Consider the following 16,984-nt stretch of genomic DNA (forward strand, 5'->3'; position numbering starts at 1 on the left):
GTCAAGTAATGATGACCAAAGGAGAATACTGCATCACTGGTTAGAGAACTAGAGCTTTTACTAAAATATCTAAAAGCCCCTCACAAATTAATTTAATTAATTGTGACGGGCTTTCGACTTTTGTCGATTTCTTGATTTTTCGAATGAATCTTATTAATTGATTATTTTGAGTGCTTGATTTTGATGTTTTTTTAGTGAATTTTAAAATTAGGTGTTTTTTATTGTATTGAATTAACATATTTTTTTAAGATACCATTTTTTTTAATCAGTTTTTATTGAAAAAACATAATAAGAGGATAATATAATACAGCTTTCGGATAAATTGTTGGCTTTCTTGAGTTTGGTTATCATTTAACTTTACAAGTGTCTAAAATACACAATTGGTATTTTATGCATTAAACAAAGTATTTTTTTTTAACCAAACAAAAACCAAAAAACCAAAAAGCTATGAATTTTACTAACCATTCAGTATTGCAAAATTTTGGAAATAAATTGTTTAAGAAAAAACTGGGATTTACCATTTTTTTTCTCTTTACGGTTTTAGTTTCCGTTGCACAAACAAAGATTCAAGGTTCTATAAAAGACATTCATGGAGTTCCGATTTCAGGAGTATCAATTATGGAAAAAAATACATCTAATAATGGTGTATTATCAGATTTTGATGGTAATTTCCAGATGACCCTTCAAAAAGCAAATTCTAAATTAGTTGTTTCTTATATCGGATTTGCATCTCAGGAAGTTACAGTTTCAGGCAATAAAGTAGAGGTAGTGCTAATCGAAAATACGGAGCAATTGGCCGATGTAGTAGTAGTAGGATACGGCACTCAAAAGAAATCAAGGGTTACCAGTGCTATTGCCAGTATTAAAGAAAAAGATTTTACGAGAGGAGATATTAGAGATGCTTCGGACCTTATAAGAGGTAAAGTTGCAGGTTTAAGTATTAGCAATGGTTCTGGTGACCCTTCAGCAACTCCAAATATTTCTTTGCGTGGAGTTTCAACTTTATTAGGAGGAGCTGGACCTTTGGTATTAATTAATGGTGTTCCTGGAAGTATTGATACCGTTGCTCCAAATGAAATTGCTTCGATAGATGTTTTAAAAGATGCCTCTGCCGCCGCTATTTATGGAACTAGAGGAGCTAATGGGGTAATTCTGATTACTACAAAAACGGTAAATAAAGATATGCCATCTACCATTACCTATTCAGGATTTACATCTGTATCTGATTTTGCAAATAAAGCCAAATTTTTAGATGCCGGCCAACAGAGAAGCTTGCGTTCTCAAGGCTTCACGATTCCTTTTGCAGATGGTGGCGCTAGTACAGATTGGCTAAAAGAAATATCAGGAAGCGGATTTTCTCAGAACCATAATTTAGCTTTTAAAGGAGGAAATGCAAAGACTAACTATATCGTAAATCTTAATTATGTAGACCAAACAGGAGTTTTTAAAAATACATTTAATGAAGAATACCGATTTTCATTTGATGTTAATCATAGTATGTTCAACGACAAGTTAAGAGTTAATTTAGGTTTACTGAACGGAACAAGAAACATGGGACTTGATGAAGGAACTGTTGGGTATGCATACAGACAATCGATGATTAGAAATCCTACTGCTCCTGTATATAATCCAGACGGTACCTATAATGAAGATCCTGCAAAGTTCCAATATTATAATCCAGTAGCTATTGTAAATGAAACCATACAAGATAGAAAAGATACATGGCAAAGATTTACAGCCAATTTGACTCTTGATTTGTTACCTGGATGGGATGTAGGAGCAATGTTTGCAAAAAATAGGAATACTGGCTTTAATGGATATGCTGAAACCAAAAAACATTATTCTAATACGATTAATAAACGTAATGGAGTAGCTTCAAGAGACACAGGAAATACAGATAATGATTATATGGAATTAACTACTAAGTACCATAAAAAGTTGGACAAGCATGAGTTTACTGTTTTAGGAGGTTACAGTTATCAGTATAGTATGAATGAAGGATTCTCAGCTTCTAATTATGATTTCCCAACTGATTCTTTTTCGTATAACAATTTAGGATCAGGTAATGCTTTAACCGATGGAAAAGCGGGAATGTCAAGTTATAAGAATGATAATAAACTAATCGGATTCTTTGGTAGACTAAACTATGACTTTAATAATAAGTACGATCTTTTAGTTAGTATCAGAAGAGAAGGTTCTTCAAAATTTGGTGCCAACTATCAATGGGGGAATTTTCCAGCAGTTTCTGCAGGATGGAGTATCAACAAAGAATCTTTTCTTGAAGATGTTGCGGCTATTAATAACTTAAAAATAAGAGCAGGTTATGGAGTAACTGGAGTAATTCCTAATGATTCTTATATGTCTAAAACATTATATAACTATTCTGGTTATTTCTTTAATAATGGACAATGGATAAAAGGATTAGTCCCTGCTAGTAATCCTAACCCTGATTTGCGCTGGGAAAAAACAACAGAGGTAAATATTGGTCTTGATTTTGGATTTGCCAATAATAGAATTAGTGGAAGCTTTGATGTATACAACAAAAAAACAAGTGACATGTTGTGGAATTATGGTGTTCCAACACCGCCATATTTGTTTCCTACTATGACAGCAAATGTTGGAAAAATGGAAAACAAAGGATTTGAGGTGCTTCTGAATACCATTCCTGTTAAAACAGAGAATTTTGTATGGAATTCTTCAATGACTTTCTCACACAATAAAAACAAGCTGACTAGTCTTTCCAATGATTTATATAAAATAGAAGGAGATTATTTAAACGTTGGAAATACAGGAGACCCTATTTCATTTGCAACACATCGATTAGAAGTTGGTCAGTCCATTGGTAATTTCTGGGGATTAAAATCGGTAGATATTACAACTGATGGAAAGTGGATTGTTGAATTGCCGGATGGTACAAGACAAACGCTTACTACCGCTATGTATAACGATAATAACAAGCAGTATTTAGGAAATGGAATTCCGCAATATTATGCGGGCTGGACCAATACTTTTTCATATAAAAAGTTTGATTTGAGTGTGATACTGACTGGTGCTTTTGATTTTCAAATATTAAACTCACAGCGTATGTTTTATGAAAATCCGACAATTGCTTACAATATGTTAGATACTGCATACGACAAAGTATATGATAAAGCGGTATTAAATTATAATCAGACTTACGTAAGCTATTATATAGAACAAGGTGATTATGTAAAGGTAGATAATGTAACCTTATCTTATAATTTTGATGTTAAGCCGTTTAAATTCTTAAGCGCAATGCGATTATATGTATCTGGCAATAATTTAGGCACATTTACAAAATACAAAGGTTTGGATCCGGAAATTAAAAGAGAAGATCCTTTGACTCAAGGAATGGATAATAGAGATAAATATCCTTCTACAAGATCTTTTACTTTAGGTTTGAATGTAACTTTTTAAATTGAATCAAAATGAAGAATAAAAATATAATATATAAATTCCTTGTTTCTGGAATGTTTCTTTTGGGAGCAGGATGTACAAATTTAGATGAAACCGTTTATGATAAAGTGGTTGCAGAAGACACTAAATTTACTGCAGAAGATCTAAATAGTATTGTAGCTCCGGCTTATAATTCATTTAGACAAATTTATGCAGATTGGGATGCCGCTTTTAACCTATATGAAGACTCGTCAGATTTGATGGTTACACCACAGAGAAATGGTATTGGTTGGGGAGATTATTACATTACAATGCACTTGCATACTTATGAGGCGCCGCTTCCTCATGCAGAAGGAAATTGGAATTATTTGTTTAATGGTGTAAACAATGTAAATAAAGCTATTTTTCAAATAGAGCAAATACCGGATCTTGAGAATAGAGAAGCTGTTTATCAAGAATTGAAAGCGCTAAGAGCGATTTATTATTATTTGTTATTGGATAATTTTAGAAATGTTCCTATTGTAACCAAATACGATTTCCCAAAAGGATATTTACCTACGCAAAATACAGGCAAAGAAGTATATGATTTTGTAGAAAGTGAATTAAAAGCCGCTTTACCCTATTTGAGTGATAAGAATGATTCGGCTACTTATGGAAAAATTACAACATGGGCTGTTAAAATGACTCTAGCAAAATTATATTTAAATGCAGAAGTTTACATAGGAACACCAAAATGGACAGAAGCTTTAGCCGAAGTCAATGATGTGATAAATAGTGGTTTGTTTAGCTTAAACAGCAATTATTTGGATAATTTCAAAATTAAAAATGAAACTTCGCCAGAAGAAATATTATCTATTCCTTTTGATCAGGTAAAAGCGCCTGGAACAAGCTGGCCATTTAGAACATTAGCAGCTCCAAGTCAGGCGACTTACGAATTAGCAGGAGGACCTTGGAATGGAACTGGAGGTATTCCTCAGTTTATAGATACTTACGACCCCGATGATCAAAGATTAAAAGATTGCTGGCTAGGAGGAAAACAATATACCAGTAAAGGAGATCCAATAATGGTAGACGGTAAACAATTTGAATATATTAATTATATGACCAATGTAAACGGTTGTGAACCTAATGAGGGGTATAGAATGGTTAAATATGAAATTGGTACTGGCGATATAGCTCAAACAAGTAATGATGTTCCGTTTTACAGATTAGCCGATGCAATGATGATTAAGGCAGAGTGTTTGCTAAGAACGGGAGATGCCAACGGAGCAGCTGCAATTGTAACACAGATTAGACAAAGAAACTTTAAAAATACCAATCCAGCTAAAGCAACTGTTACAGGCGCAAAACTTTTAGGAGGAAGCGTTTATAAATACGGTACTTATGAGGCTGGAGTAATTACAAATTTGGAAGGTGGAGCAGATATTCAATATGGTGGTTTTCTGGATGAATTAGCTTGGGAATTCGTTGGTGAAGCTCATAGAAAACAGGATTTGATACGATTTGGAGTATATTCAACAAAATCTTGGTTCTCAAATAAAGCTAATCCTCAAGGTGCTTTTAGAGCTATTCTGCCGATACCTCAGGTACAGTTGGAAAGAAACAGTAACCTAAAGCAAAACCCAGGTTATATTCAATAGTTAAGATAGAATAATTTGAATTTTTTAGTTTCGATAGGGAGTAAATTAATTTTTGCTTCCTATCTTTTACTATCATTTAAAAAGGATTTTTTCTTTGAATGGTAAGTATTCTAAAATCCGTTTTTTTATCTTTAGAATTAAATAATTATCCAATAATAAATACGGTTTGATTATGGAAATTAAGGTTCATAATTTGCAAAACGGACAGGTAAGAGTTGATCGAATTCTTCCTGCCAGTGAAAATGATAACTTTCATGCATTTTCCTATACAGGAATGGCAAAACCAGTAAAATGTAAAGTTTGGCTTCCTGTATCAAGCTATTTGATAGAACACCCAAAAGGTATTGTTTTGATTGACCAAATGTGTCATGCAGAAATGCGTCAAATTAAACGTGACAAAAAAGAATTGAGTTTTTTTCAAAATCTCATTAACAAACCATTTTTAGAACTTGAGGATATCATCAGCGAAAAGCTGGCAAAAGTTGGATACAAATCTAAAGATATTGACTATTTGATACCAACTGACCTTCCATCAGACTATTCTAGAGGATTAGACTATCTTAAGAATGCAAAAAAAATCATGATAAGCGAAGTTCAATGGAATGCTGAGTCGGCAGAAAAACCATTGAGTTTACTAGATGAAAAGTGGAACAATCTAAATGTTCAAAAATATAGTTTCTCAAAAACTGGAATAGGTCCGCAGGGTTTGTCTTATGATTTGTTTGGCGATAGAACGGTAGTTTTGGTAAGTACTCCAGAATATAGTTCGGGAGCAGTAACTGCAATTATTAAAAATAATTGGATTTGTTAGTAAGGAATAAAACGAACTTTTAAGAACGTGGTTTAGGCAAATTTCTATCATACATAATAATAGTGCCTGCTACGGCTACATTTAAACTTTTTTCGGATTTGAATTTTACTAAATGATGGCATTTTTCCATAGCTTTTTTAGGTAAACCGTGATCTTCTGCTCCAAGTAAATAAACACAGCGTCTAGGATGTTCGAATGTTTCTAAATCTACAGCTTTGTCAGTTAATTCGACACCAACCAATCGTGCCCCTTTTGGTAAATTTTCAAAAAAAGCTTCGAAAGTATCATAGTGGAAATAAGGAATTGCTTTTACGGCATCATGTGTATCGCAAGCTTGTTTAGCATATCGATTGCCTATAGTAAATATAAAAGTAGCGCCTAAATTTTGAGCAGACCGCCATAAAACACCTAAGTTTTCAGGTGTTTTACCATTTTGTATTCCGATACCGAAATACTCATTTATAAAATTATCATTCATAAAGGCAAAAGTACAAACTGCAAAAACATAAATCAATTTTTTTATTTGCGACTATGTGTATTTGGTTTTAATTTGTTGTTTATTAGTGTTTTATATATTTTTTTGTGATTTTTGTTTTATTTTTCTCTTTTATAAATTGTTCTTGTGATTAAGTTTTTTAAAGATATTAGGCAGCTATTTTAGAAAAATCATGATGTTATTTAGCGGTTAACAATTGTTAAATATGCGTAAAGACTGGGATTTATTGCATTTATTTACTTAAATTTGTGGAAAGGCACATTTGAAATTGCTAACAGTATTTTAATTTCAACTGCTGATGAAACAAAATTTATCCAGGTTAAGCCCTGAGTTTTAAAATATAATAAACAGATTTTTTTATTACTCAACGTGCCAAAATAAGTTTTAATAATACCACAAAAGCCCCAAGATTATGAAAAAAATTACTTTATTGGTTTGTTTATTGCTGACAGCAGCCAGCATAAACGCACAACAGGAAAAAGGAATTATTGGATACAACAACTGGTTGGATAACTGGACAGAGTTTAAACCTCATAAAGTTGAATCTAAGGAAGCAAATCAAATTTTAGCAGGAAACATTGCCGAGAATACCAAATTACTGAAAAGAAATGTATACGTTCTTCAAGGAAATGTATATGTTACGAATAATGCCGTGCTTACAATTGAGCCAGGTACAGTAATTATTGGAGATGCGGAAACAAAAGGTACTCTGGTAATTACAAAAGGTGCTCAGATTATGGCAATCGGACAAGAAACAGATCCTATTATATTTACTTCCAACAAAAGCATGAAAAAAGCTGGCGACTGGGGTGGTGTAGTTGTTCTAGGTGACGCTCCAATCAATAAATTTGGAAGTGTAGGTTCTTATAACTTAGATCTTGATCCGGCTCTTACTGTTTACGGCGGAAACAATGAAGCTAGTAACTCTGGAGTTTTAAAATTTGTGAGAATCGAATTTGCAGGTAAAAAAGTTAAAGGTCTAGATAGTTTTAATGGATTAACTATTGCAGGAGTTGGTAACAAAACGGTTATAGAAAATATTATGGTGAGCTACTCTGGTGGTGATTCATTTGCTTTTTATGGTGGTGATGTAAATGCTTCTCAATTAGTATCATACAAATCTATCAACGATGACTTTAAATTCACACAAGGAGTTCAAGCTCGTTTGTACAATTCTTTAGCTGTTAGATCTTCTTATTTATCAAGTAATAAAGATGGATCTAGATGTTTAGAAGTAAAAGGATACGAAAAGAAAAATGAAACTGATTTTACTAAAAAATTCACGTCAGTTTCTGCTTCAAACATAACATTACTTAATGATAGTGAAAAAATTAAAGCAGATATTCAGTCAGGTTTAGTAAAAGAAGCTGTTTATGTTGCTGAAAATGCCTCTTTAGAATTAAAAAGAAGTGTAGTTTCTGGATTCAATCCTGCTGTATTAATAGACAGTAAAACTGAAATCAATTCGGCTAACTTAAAGAAAATTAAATTTGAAGAAATGTTTTTCAATCAATGTAATGGTAATATCTTCACAGAAAACAACAAAGATAATACTGACTTAGAAAATTGGTACGGAAACAGCATCTTTGCAAATGTTTATTCTCACACTGAAAATCAGGAAACTTTTGTTGATGCATACAATGCAAGAAGACCAGATTTTAGACTTAAATTAGGAAATATTACTGCTTCTAGCGGAAAGTAATTAAAATAATAGAATAATGAAAAAGAAGCCGAAACAACTAGTTTCGGCTTCTTTTTTTATTTAATAATTTATCCTATAAAATATATTATATCTGTGAATTGTGTTTAATTATTTGATATACAATAGTTTATATTGTGAAAATATATGTTGAGAAATATATTACTGTTTAAATAAAATGGGATTCAAATTTTAGTGGAAAAACAATTTAATTAACATATTGTGTATTAATACTTTAATTTTTAAAAGGGGAATGGTCCTGAAAATAGAAGGTTGCTAAATCTAAAGTACACGGTGTTAATTTTAACTATTTTGGAAATTGAAGAAAGTATAAAATATTTAAATTTGGTTTTGAAATACATGACATTCAGCAGACAAATCTTTTAAATATGGAAAAAGCTATACAATTAAAAGTGAGAAAAGATTTGGATCCCCGCCAACAGCTCACAGTCATCAAATTAAAAGGAAGCCTTATCTCGAAAGGTTATACAGAAATCATACACATTCTGGATCAAGATGACGAGTTTCATCTTAATACATTTGAAACAGCTCAAGATAGAAGGAGCGAAGTACATCAGTACATTGCGGCATTTATCAATGCCGAGAATCTCAGTGATACAATTTACATCAAGTAGCTTGCTGTGTGATTTCAGTTATTAAAAATGAAAGAATAAAATAAACTAAAAGTAAATTTAAGTTTTAAAAAGAAAGCGTCTCTTCGTCAAGAAGTGGCGCTTTTTTTATATCTAATCATTTTGCATAAGAATAGTGATTTGGTTATGCGTTACATAGTTTCAAAATAATACTGAGATATATCTTTTTTAAAACGTTGTTTTTAAGTTTCGCATAAGCAGTTGTAATTGTATAAAACACATTTTTTAATAATGGAAATTTTTTATGATAAATACGTGATAAAATTCATTCTCGATACTTTTTTATCCTCAAAAAAGTACTTTATTTCTCCTTCTAAAAATCATTATTAGTCAAATTTCCATCCCGAATTAGGATTGGATTTAATATGATCTATGATTTAAGTTTATAAATTATATCTAATAGAAATCCATAACAAAAAGCACTATAAAACTCTCTTGTTATGGATTTTTTAAATTTTAAAAGAATAAAATATTCTCTTTTGTAAGCTTCAGCGAAGCGGAATATTTTTAGAAAAATTAAATGTTTACCATATAAAGCTCCAGCGGAGCGACATAATTTTTCTTAATCTATAAAATGTGCCGCTCTGCTAAAGCTTTTATTTATTTATCTTATAGTAATTCTATAAATATTTGACCCCGCTGAGGTTTTGTCACAAGATTATCCTGTAACTATTGTATATTTAGATTTTCGTCGAAATGTATTGCGCAACTTCAGCAAGTCGGTTGGCAAATCCCCATTCGTTATCATACCATGCTGCTACAGAAAGTAAGTTTCCTTGTTTTGTTGTTAGTGGTAAATCGATGATAGAAGAATGTGGATCTCCTACAATTCTAGCAGAACTCCATTGCTCTTCCAAAACATCCAAAACTCCTTTTAAAGACCCTTCTTTGGCTGCTTTTCTAAAAACATCATTTACTTCTTCTACAGAACAATCTTTGGTTGTCACCAAGTTTAATTCGGCTATACTACCTGTTTTAGTTGGAACTCTATAGGCTTTTCCAGTAATTTTTAAATCACTCCAAATAAACTGTAATGCTTTTGCTGCTCCAGATGAAGACGGAATTATATTTTCTGCAGCTGCCCAAGAATCGCGTCTGTCTTTCATGGGTTGATCTGTCAATGATTGTGTGTTGGTGTAGGAGTGAACCGTTGAGAATAAACCATATTCAATTCCAAAATTTTCTTGAATTACTTTTACAACAGCGGCTAAAGCATTTGTTGTACAGCTTCCCATGCTTATGATTTTATGATTCGATGCATCAAATTCATCAAGGTTAATACCTTTTAAAAGTACAGCATCGCAATCAGCTAAAGATTTGCTCGGCGCACTTATCAGAACATATTTTGCTCCTTTGTCAATGTGTTTTTGAGCGTTTTCTCTGTTCGTTGCACGGCCGGTACAATCTACAACTAGATCAATTCCTAATGCGTTCCAGTCTGGAATATCCAGTTTAGAATTCTTGTACGGAATTTTTCTGTCTCCAATTATAAAATTTTCATCTGCTGTTTTTACTTCTTCGTGCCATCTTCCGTAGTTCGAATCGACACTAAAAAGCGCTCCTAGCAAATCTATATCTTGAATGTCAGCAATGACTTCAGGAACAAAAAGATTGTTTTTTAGGGCTATTCGGAGAAATTGTCTTCCGATTCGGCCAAATCCGTATAATGCTATTTTTGCCATGATATATTTGTTTTATGGATTACTAATTATTATGGGATTATATCCTAAAAAAAAGGAAACATAAAATAAGATTCTGATTATCAATTTATTAATAAAAATACTCTTTTTTATGTTTCCATTTACTACTTAAATGTTTTGGATTAATTAATTTTCACCAAATGATCTTCAATAGCTTTTCTGTGTGCTTCGTATTGAGCAGGAAGTTTCAGGTCTTTACCCAATTCTTCTAAGCTTTCATCTACAGTAAATCCAGGATTGTCGGTAGCAATTTCAAACAATACTCCTCCCGGTTCTCTGAAATACAAAGAGTGGAAATATTGTCTATCAATCTGTGGTGTAATGGACAATCCGTAAGCTTCGATTTTTTCACGGAAGTGCATCAAAATTTCATCATTTTTAACACGGAATGCCACGTGATGAACAGTACCGTTGGCATTTAAACCTCTTTTTTCATCAGTCAATTCTACCAAGTCAACAATAGCAGCATTTTCTACTGCATCTGTAGCATAACGATAACGATTTACTTCTTGATCAATTAATTTGTAACCAAAAATTTCGGTTAAGATGGCAGCGGTTGCTTTGATGTCGTTTAAAGTCAAAGTGATGTTATGAAAACCTTTTGTTGCTACATCAGCTTTCACCTCGTCTGTTTCCCAAGGTTTTCTATTATCTTCTGTTTTAGATTCGATTAATTCTAATTTCAAACCATCCGGATCTAAGAAAGTTAGATATTTTTCGCCGAATTTATCTGCTGGTTTATTATAGATTACATTGTATTGTTCAAAACGTTTTTGCCAGAAATCCAGACTTCCTTTAGGAACAGAGTAACCAATTTCTGTAGCCATTCCGGAACCTTTTCTGCCTTGCTGAATTCCTGCTCCCCAAGGGAAAAAAGTTAAGATTGTTCCAGCACTTCCAACCTCATCACCAAAGTAAAAGTGGTAAGTTCCTGGATCATCAAAGTTTACTGTTTTTTTGATGAAACGTAGTCCTAATATTTTGGAATAAAAATCGAAGTTTCTTTTAGCGTCCCCTGCAATTGCAGTAATATGGTGTAAGCCTAAAATTGTATTTTCCATGGTATGTGTGGTATTAAATTGTTATTGATTTCTTATACAAATTTACGCCCGTTATCGCTCTGAATCGATTAACCTAGATTAAGAAATAAGAAACCTTTTTTTATATCCGTAAAGAAATAACCAAATAACATTCCAAGTATGATAAAGTGTTGGTTTTTATATTGTTATTGTTTTTTTTGTTTTTAATCCTTTTCGATATATCGTCATTTTAAGATTGTTGTTATTTGTATTTAGAGAATAGAGAATAGAGAATAAAATAAAGAGAATAGAATAAAGAGAATAGAATAAAGAGAATAGAATAAAGAGAATAGAATAAAGAGAATAGAATAAAGAGAATAGAATAAAGAGAATAGAATAAAGAGAATAGAATAAAGAGAATAGAATAAAGAGAATGGAATAAAGAGGATGGAATAAAGAGGATGGAATAAAGAGGATGGAATAAAGAGGATGGAATAAAGAGGATGGAATAAAGAGGATAGAATAAAGAGGATAGAATAAAGAGGATAGAATAAAGAGGATAGAATAAAGAGGATAGAATAAAGAGGATAGAATAAAGATATTTTTATATTTCGATTCTGTGTCGGTTTCGAAGAATTGTAATACTAGAAAAGCCGACAAATTGCCGGCTGTGTTTTATAATTTTATGAATATGGATTTTCGAAGTTTTGGTTCGATATTTTTAGTTTTATGTCCTTTTCCTGTGGTATCTTCCACCAGAAGAATGGAGCCAGTTTCAAATTTTCTTTTTTCTCCTAAAGAAGTTTCAATTTCTACGCCTCCATCCAGTAAAACAATGTATTGGCGATCAGGAGCATTGTGAAAATCATAATCATAGGAGGGAAGTACTTCTCTAAAAACTATAGATTTTACAGGTTCATCATCAGATAAAAATCCGATATCTCCATTGTTTTTCAATGGAACTTCAAAGTCTTCAAAATGACTTTCTCCATTGGAATCGCTGTAAACTCGGGTAATCGTGATCATTATTTTTTATTAAAAATCAAAGCATTTGCACAATCAACTTCATCTTTACTAATAGTATGTCCCATATTAGGATAGATTTTTTTGATAACATCTGCACCCATTTTTGTCAGAAGTGCTTCAGAATCATTTACTCTTTCAACTGGCACGTGAAAATCTGGATCACTTGTTCCAATGAAGATTGGTGTGTTTTCAAAGTTTCCTGAATAATGATTTTCATAAACTTTATCGCCAATTAGTCCGCCAGTAAAAGCTACAACGCCTCCGTATTTAGCTGCATTTCTAGCAGTAAATTCCAAAGCAAGACAAGCTCCCTGTGAAAACCCAAGAAAGTAAATGTTCTCTTTTTCTATTCCGTTTTGCTGTATCGCAACTACAACTTGATGAATAGCTTCTAATGATTTTGAAAAATAAGGTTCATTTTCGTTTAAAGGAGCAAGAAAAGAGTAAGGATACCAAGTCCTGTTTTCTGCCTGAGGCGCTACCAATGCAAAGTCATCCACTTTAAGATGTTTTGCTATTGAAAGTATATCATGAGCACTTGCACCACGCCCGTGAATTAGGATTAAGGCTTTTTTAGCTTCGTCTAATGGAATACCATCTGTTAAGATTTCTGTATTCATATGTTTATATTTTTAAAATTAAAATGTTTTGAGATGTTTTTTTGCCATGAATTTGCTTCGCCTATTCGCTATCGCTCGGGGCACTATATTATATTTGAATTTGTGAAAATTTGCGAAATTCGTGGCTAAAGAAAAATCATTTAAATCATGTAATCTGTGGCTAAGATTATTTCTTCCAAATATCCTGATATTCGTCTGGATGTCTTTTGAATTGTGCATGAACATATGGACAAAGCGGTAAAACCATTAAGTTGTTAGCTCGTACATAAGAAACCATTTCTTCCAAAAGTTTTTTCGCATAACCTTTTCCCTCAGCTTCTGGTTCAACTCCCGTATGATAAACCGTTAATAAATCTGGTTTAAGGCTTACGGTCATTTCGCCCAGTTTTTTGCCGTCTACATAAAGATTAAAAGCACCATGTTTTTTCTCGTCTAATTCTAGTTTTATCGTTTCCATATTATTTTAGGTTATAATTGATGTTGTTAAATTTCTTTTACAAAGTTAGATGAGACATAAAAGTCTATCGATTAATCTAGATTAAGAAAAAAATGGGGAATTTAAATTTACGATTTATTATAGATTTAGTACTGAATTATTGAATGAAATAATAAAAAAGCAGTGCCTCAAAATAAAGAGAAACACTGCTTTTTTTATATGATATTGTCGAAATATACTTATTCCGCTCTTTCGTATGTAAATGCTTTTGATGAATTTGCTAGCAGTACAAAAAGTTTAGTTTTGGTTAATTCTTTGATTTTATACTGTATATTTTCATTTCCTACAGTAAGTAATAAATTTGTTTCTGTTTTAGTGAAAGTTCCTTCTGAAGTACTAACATTACATTCAGAATTTGCTTTTTCATCAGCTTTTACCATTATAACTGAATTGCCTTCAAAAGAAAGACTTTCAAGAAGTCGGCATTCAGTTAAACCTTCTCTGCCATTATCGCCATATTGAGCTTTTAGCATCCAAACACCGTTGATGTCACCTGATGTGTCATCTGGTATTATATCACTACTGCCTGAACACGATGCCAAGACTATTAAAAAAGCTACTAAAAGTATTTTTTTCATATGTTCAAATATATAATTGTGTAGTCAAATATAAGATAATTTCATCCAAATATAGAAAAACTTAATTAATAATAAATTTCTTGTTTTATGAAGAGTTTTTATTTAATGCTAGTATGACTATTTCAATGATTTTAGGTTTCTTTTCTCTTCTATATTTCTTATTTTTAGATTATTAAATCAGAAAATCGAAGTGATATGAGTTTAAATACCAAACGTTTACTGCCTTTTTTTCTATTATGGTCGGCATTACTAATTAAACCCGAAACAGTAACAGCCCAATTATTAGGTGCAAGTAAACGCGCAGCTGAAGAACCAGCCAAAGCTCCAGAAGATTCTTTAGGAAGAAGAACACCTCAAGGAACTGTTAACGGTTTTATAAAAGCTATTGGTGACCAGAATTACCTTCGTGCTAGTCAATATTTTGTATTAAGTAAACGCTCGTATCGTAAAACAGCAGAAAGGATTCGTATAGCAAAGACTTTTCAGCAGTTATTAGATCAAGGAGGAAATTTATCGCCATCTTCTATTATAAGCAATAAAGAAACGGGACGGACAGATGATGATTTGGGAACAGGCGTAGATCATGTTGGAAGTATATCCACAAATAAAACAGCAATTCAGCTGTATGTAGAAAACCAGTCAGATGACAGTCAGCCCGCATTATGGCTTTTTTCTGCAGAAACCGTAGAATCGATTCTCTCTGCTGATGTTTCTAAAGAAAAGACTTTTCTGGATCGAATATTACCAACCGTTTTAAAAGAAAGAAAATTAGGTAATGTTCCGTTGGGACATTGGGTAGTAGTTGTTGTGATGACCGTTTTATCTTATTTACTTGCCAGATTACTCGTATTTCTAATTGGCCTTCTGGTGCAGAAAACATGGAAAAAAGCGGCTACAGAACAGGGAACAGCTATTATAGAAGCATTAACATTGCCAGTTCACATGTATCTTACAGTACTTTTATTTGTAGCTTTTACCCAGCGCATGGGAATTAGTATAATTGTACGACAGCGTTTCGGAATCATCATTATCACAATAGGAATTCTTGCTTTTTTAATACTGCTTTGGAGAATGACCGATTTTGTAAGTATGTTTGCACGAAGCAGAATGAGTAGGAGCGGACGTATTTCGGCTATTTCAGCTATTTTATTTTTAAGTCGTACAACTAAAGCCGCTATTGTAGTATTAGGAATTATTGCTTTACTCGGAATTATTGGTGTTGATGTTACAGCGGGACTTGCCGCACTAGGAATTGGGGGTATCGCATTAGCATTAGGAGCACAAAAAACAATTGAAAATTTTGTTGGAAGTGTGAGTCTTATTGCAGATCAGCCTTTACGGGTAGGAGATTATTGTCGAATAGATGATATTAAAGGAACGGTAGAATCGATTGGAATGCGTTCGACCACGCTTAGAACTTCAGCAAGGACTATTGTAACGATTCCAAATGGACAACTATCAGCTAGTAAAATAGAAAATTATACACATCGTGATCGTTTTATATTTAATCCGATATTTAATTTTAGAATGGAAACTTCTCCAGATCAAATGCGTTATCTGTTAGTAGAATTAAGGTCTTTATTATATGCTCATCCAGCCATAAACAATTCAAACCCAATAGTTCGCTTTACGGGTATTACGGCTGATGCTTTAAAAGTTGAAGTTACAGCTTACATTGAAGCTATAAATGTAGAAACTTCTCAAGAAGTACAGGAAGATATATTATTGCGAATGATGGATATAATAGAGCAGAGCGGAACCTCTTTAGCTTATCCTTCACAAACACTTTATATGGCTCGTCATACACCATCTTCAACAGAAAAATCAGAGGCAATTTCTGAGACCATAAAAAAGTGGAAAGAAAATAACGAATTACAATTGCCTAAATTTGATCCTAAACGTGTCGAGGAATTAAAAGATACGCTTAAATATCCTGATAAAGGAAGTTTTAATACTGATCAAGAATAATTTATATCTTATAGTTATAAAGAGAATAATAAAACAAAATCAATAAGTGGCATTTGTCCTTGTTAGAATAATTGGATTAATCCTTTTGTGAGGAGCTGGGATTAATTTTCTTTACACTAACATTTATTTTGCCACTTATTTACCAAGCTAATAAATTTTCCTATTTCTTAAGTTGTACAGGTATTTGATTCAGTACCAAAAAGTGTATTTTATTTTTCTCTGATTTCCTTAATAATGTCAAGAACCTGTTTCACTTTTGCAGTCAATCCGTCAAAGTCTTTTTTATCTAATATATCTTTTGAAATTAATTGCGAACCTAAACCAACACAAGTTGCTCCTGCATTTAACCATGAACTTAAACTTTCTTTGGTTGGATAAACACCGCCTGTAGGCATAATGTTCGTCCACGGACAAGGTCCTTTTATGGCTTTGATAAATTCCGGACCATAGGTGTCTGCTGGAAATAATTTCACGATTTCACAGCCTAATTCTTCTGCCCTTGCAATTTCTGTTAAAGTACCGCAGCCAGGAGACCACAATACTTTTCTGCGGTTGCACGCAATTGCAATATCTTCCCTGAAAACAGGAGTTACAATAAAATTTGCTCCTAAACTCATATACAATGAAGCCGAAGCCGCATCTGTAATAGAACCAACTCCTAAGATCATTCCCGGAAGTTCTGCTAAAGCATATTTGTTCAGCGCTCCGAAAACTTCATGCGCAAAGTCGCCTCTGCTGGTAAACTCCATTAATCGGGATCCGCCGTCGTAACAGGCTTTCAATACTTTTTTACTCAATTCGATATCAGAATGAAAAAACAACGGAACCATACCGTTTTCTTTCATGGTCTGAGCCACTTCA

Annotated in this window: 14 protein-coding genes; 6 read left to right on the plus strand and 8 right to left on the minus strand. The window is 32.7% G+C overall.

Annotated elements, in window-relative coordinates; genetic code table 11:
• The first annotated feature begins 447 nt into the window (after positions 1-447).
• From BM289_RS23175 to BM289_RS23185, 3 genes are all read left to right on the plus strand, one after another.
• Positions 448-3,438 (plus strand): SusC/RagA family TonB-linked outer membrane protein, encoded by a 2,991-nt coding sequence (locus BM289_RS23175; protein WP_091498295.1) that lies wholly within the window; start codon positions 448-450, stop codon positions 3,436-3,438.
• Positions 3,439-3,449: 11 nt separating this feature from the next.
• Positions 3,450-5,057, plus strand: coding sequence for a RagB/SusD family nutrient uptake outer membrane protein (locus tag BM289_RS23180; RefSeq protein ID WP_091498298.1), 1,608 nt, complete (start codon positions 3,450-3,452; stop codon positions 5,055-5,057).
• Between the two features lie 172 nt (positions 5,058-5,229).
• A complete protein-coding gene (locus BM289_RS23185) occupies positions 5,230-5,868 on the plus strand; it encodes an MBL fold metallo-hydrolase (RefSeq protein WP_091498301.1) in 639 nt (212 codons plus the stop codon).
• 19 nt (positions 5,869-5,887) lie between these two features.
• On the opposite strand, the gene BM289_RS23190 is transcribed toward BM289_RS23185, so the two are convergent.
• The gene (locus tag BM289_RS23190; RefSeq protein ID WP_091498304.1) at positions 5,888-6,346 is read right to left on the minus strand and encodes an RNA methyltransferase; all 459 of its coding nucleotides are present in this window, start codon (positions 6,344-6,346) and stop codon (positions 5,888-5,890) included.
• 430 nt (positions 6,347-6,776) lie between these two features.
• Between BM289_RS23190 and BM289_RS23195 the strand changes: the two genes are divergently transcribed.
• Together BM289_RS23195 and BM289_RS23200 are read left to right on the plus strand one after the other, a co-directional pair.
• Entirely contained in the window at positions 6,777-8,066 is a 1,290-nt protein-coding gene (locus BM289_RS23195; protein ID WP_091498306.1) for a hypothetical protein, read from the plus strand.
• A 386-nt stretch (positions 8,067-8,452) separates the two neighbouring features.
• A complete protein-coding gene (locus BM289_RS23200; protein WP_091498309.1) occupies positions 8,453-8,698 on the plus strand; it encodes a hypothetical protein in 246 nt (81 codons plus the stop codon).
• Positions 8,699-9,396: 698 nt separating this feature from the next.
• Here the strand turns inward: BM289_RS23200 and BM289_RS23205 are convergent.
• The 6 genes from BM289_RS23205 to BM289_RS23235 all read right to left on the minus strand — a co-directional run bounded on the left by BM289_RS23205 (position 9,397) and on the right by BM289_RS23235 (position 14,155).
• Positions 9,397-10,398 (minus strand): type I glyceraldehyde-3-phosphate dehydrogenase, encoded by a 1,002-nt coding sequence (locus tag BM289_RS23205; protein WP_091498311.1) that lies wholly within the window; start codon positions 10,396-10,398, stop codon positions 9,397-9,399.
• Between the two features lie 140 nt (positions 10,399-10,538).
• A complete protein-coding gene (locus BM289_RS23210; RefSeq protein WP_091498314.1) occupies positions 10,539-11,477 on the minus strand; it encodes a ring-cleaving dioxygenase in 939 nt (312 codons plus the stop codon).
• A 633-nt stretch (positions 11,478-12,110) separates the two neighbouring features.
• The gene (locus tag BM289_RS23220) at positions 12,111-12,461 is read right to left on the minus strand and encodes a cupin domain-containing protein (protein ID WP_091498318.1); all 351 of its coding nucleotides are present in this window, start codon (positions 12,459-12,461) and stop codon (positions 12,111-12,113) included.
• A complete protein-coding gene (locus BM289_RS23225) occupies positions 12,461-13,081 on the minus strand; it encodes an alpha/beta hydrolase (protein ID WP_091498322.1) in 621 nt (206 codons plus the stop codon). The genes BM289_RS23220 and BM289_RS23225 overlap by 1 nt, the downstream gene beginning before the upstream one ends.
• 166 nt (positions 13,082-13,247) lie before the next feature.
• Positions 13,248-13,538, minus strand: coding sequence for a GNAT family N-acetyltransferase (locus tag BM289_RS23230; RefSeq protein ID WP_091498325.1), 291 nt, complete (start codon positions 13,536-13,538; stop codon positions 13,248-13,250).
• Between the two features lie 218 nt (positions 13,539-13,756).
• Complete coding sequence (locus BM289_RS23235; protein WP_091498328.1) at positions 13,757-14,155, minus strand: lipocalin-like domain-containing protein; 399 nt, start codon at positions 14,153-14,155, stop codon at positions 13,757-13,759.
• A gap of 195 nt (positions 14,156-14,350) precedes the next feature.
• Between BM289_RS23235 and BM289_RS23240 the strand changes: the two genes are divergently transcribed.
• A complete protein-coding gene (locus BM289_RS23240; RefSeq protein WP_091498331.1) occupies positions 14,351-16,123 on the plus strand; it encodes a mechanosensitive ion channel family protein in 1,773 nt (590 codons plus the stop codon).
• Between the two features lie 209 nt (positions 16,124-16,332).
• Here BM289_RS23240 and BM289_RS23245 read toward each other — a convergent pair.
• Positions 16,333-16,984: bifunctional 4-hydroxy-2-oxoglutarate aldolase/2-dehydro-3-deoxy-phosphogluconate aldolase (locus BM289_RS23245; protein WP_091498344.1), on the minus strand; the 652-nt coding region annotated here is incomplete at its 5' end.

The organism is Flavobacterium phragmitis (assembly GCF_900112575.1).
In the GTDB taxonomy this organism is placed as follows: Bacteria; Bacteroidota; Bacteroidia; order Flavobacteriales; family Flavobacteriaceae; genus Flavobacterium; species Flavobacterium phragmitis.

Bases quoted from the DNA above. Each gene is read 5' to 3' on its own strand.
- BM289_RS23200 (WP_091498309.1), top strand. From the start codon at position 8,453: ATGGAAAAAGCTATACAATTAAAAGTGAGAAAAGATTTGGATCCCCGC.
- BM289_RS23220 (WP_091498318.1), bottom strand. From the start codon at position 12,461: ATGATCACGATTACCCGAGTTTACAGCGATTCCAATGGAGAAAGTCAT.
- BM289_RS23190 (WP_091498304.1), bottom strand. From the start codon at position 6,346: ATGAATGATAATTTTATAAATGAGTATTTCGGTATCGGAATACAAAAT.
- BM289_RS23175 (WP_091498295.1), top strand. From the start codon at position 448: ATGAATTTTACTAACCATTCAGTATTGCAAAATTTTGGAAATAAATTG.
- BM289_RS23210 (WP_091498314.1), bottom strand. From the start codon at position 11,477: ATGGAAAATACAATTTTAGGCTTACACCATATTACTGCAATTGCAGGG.
- BM289_RS23205 (WP_091498311.1), bottom strand. From the start codon at position 10,398: ATGGCAAAAATAGCATTATACGGATTTGGCCGAATCGGAAGACAATTT.
- BM289_RS23195 (WP_091498306.1), top strand. From the start codon at position 6,777: ATGAAAAAAATTACTTTATTGGTTTGTTTATTGCTGACAGCAGCCAGC.
- BM289_RS23180 (WP_091498298.1), top strand. From the start codon at position 3,450: ATGAAGAATAAAAATATAATATATAAATTCCTTGTTTCTGGAATGTTT.
- BM289_RS23235 (WP_091498328.1), bottom strand. From the start codon at position 14,155: ATGAAAAAAATACTTTTAGTAGCTTTTTTAATAGTCTTGGCATCGTGT.
- BM289_RS23225 (WP_091498322.1), bottom strand. From the start codon at position 13,081: ATGAATACAGAAATCTTAACAGATGGTATTCCATTAGACGAAGCTAAA.
- BM289_RS23185 (WP_091498301.1), top strand. From the start codon at position 5,230: ATGGAAATTAAGGTTCATAATTTGCAAAACGGACAGGTAAGAGTTGAT.
- BM289_RS23230 (WP_091498325.1), bottom strand. From the start codon at position 13,538: ATGGAAACGATAAAACTAGAATTAGACGAGAAAAAACATGGTGCTTTT.
- BM289_RS23240 (WP_091498331.1), top strand. From the start codon at position 14,351: ATGAGTTTAAATACCAAACGTTTACTGCCTTTTTTTCTATTATGGTCG.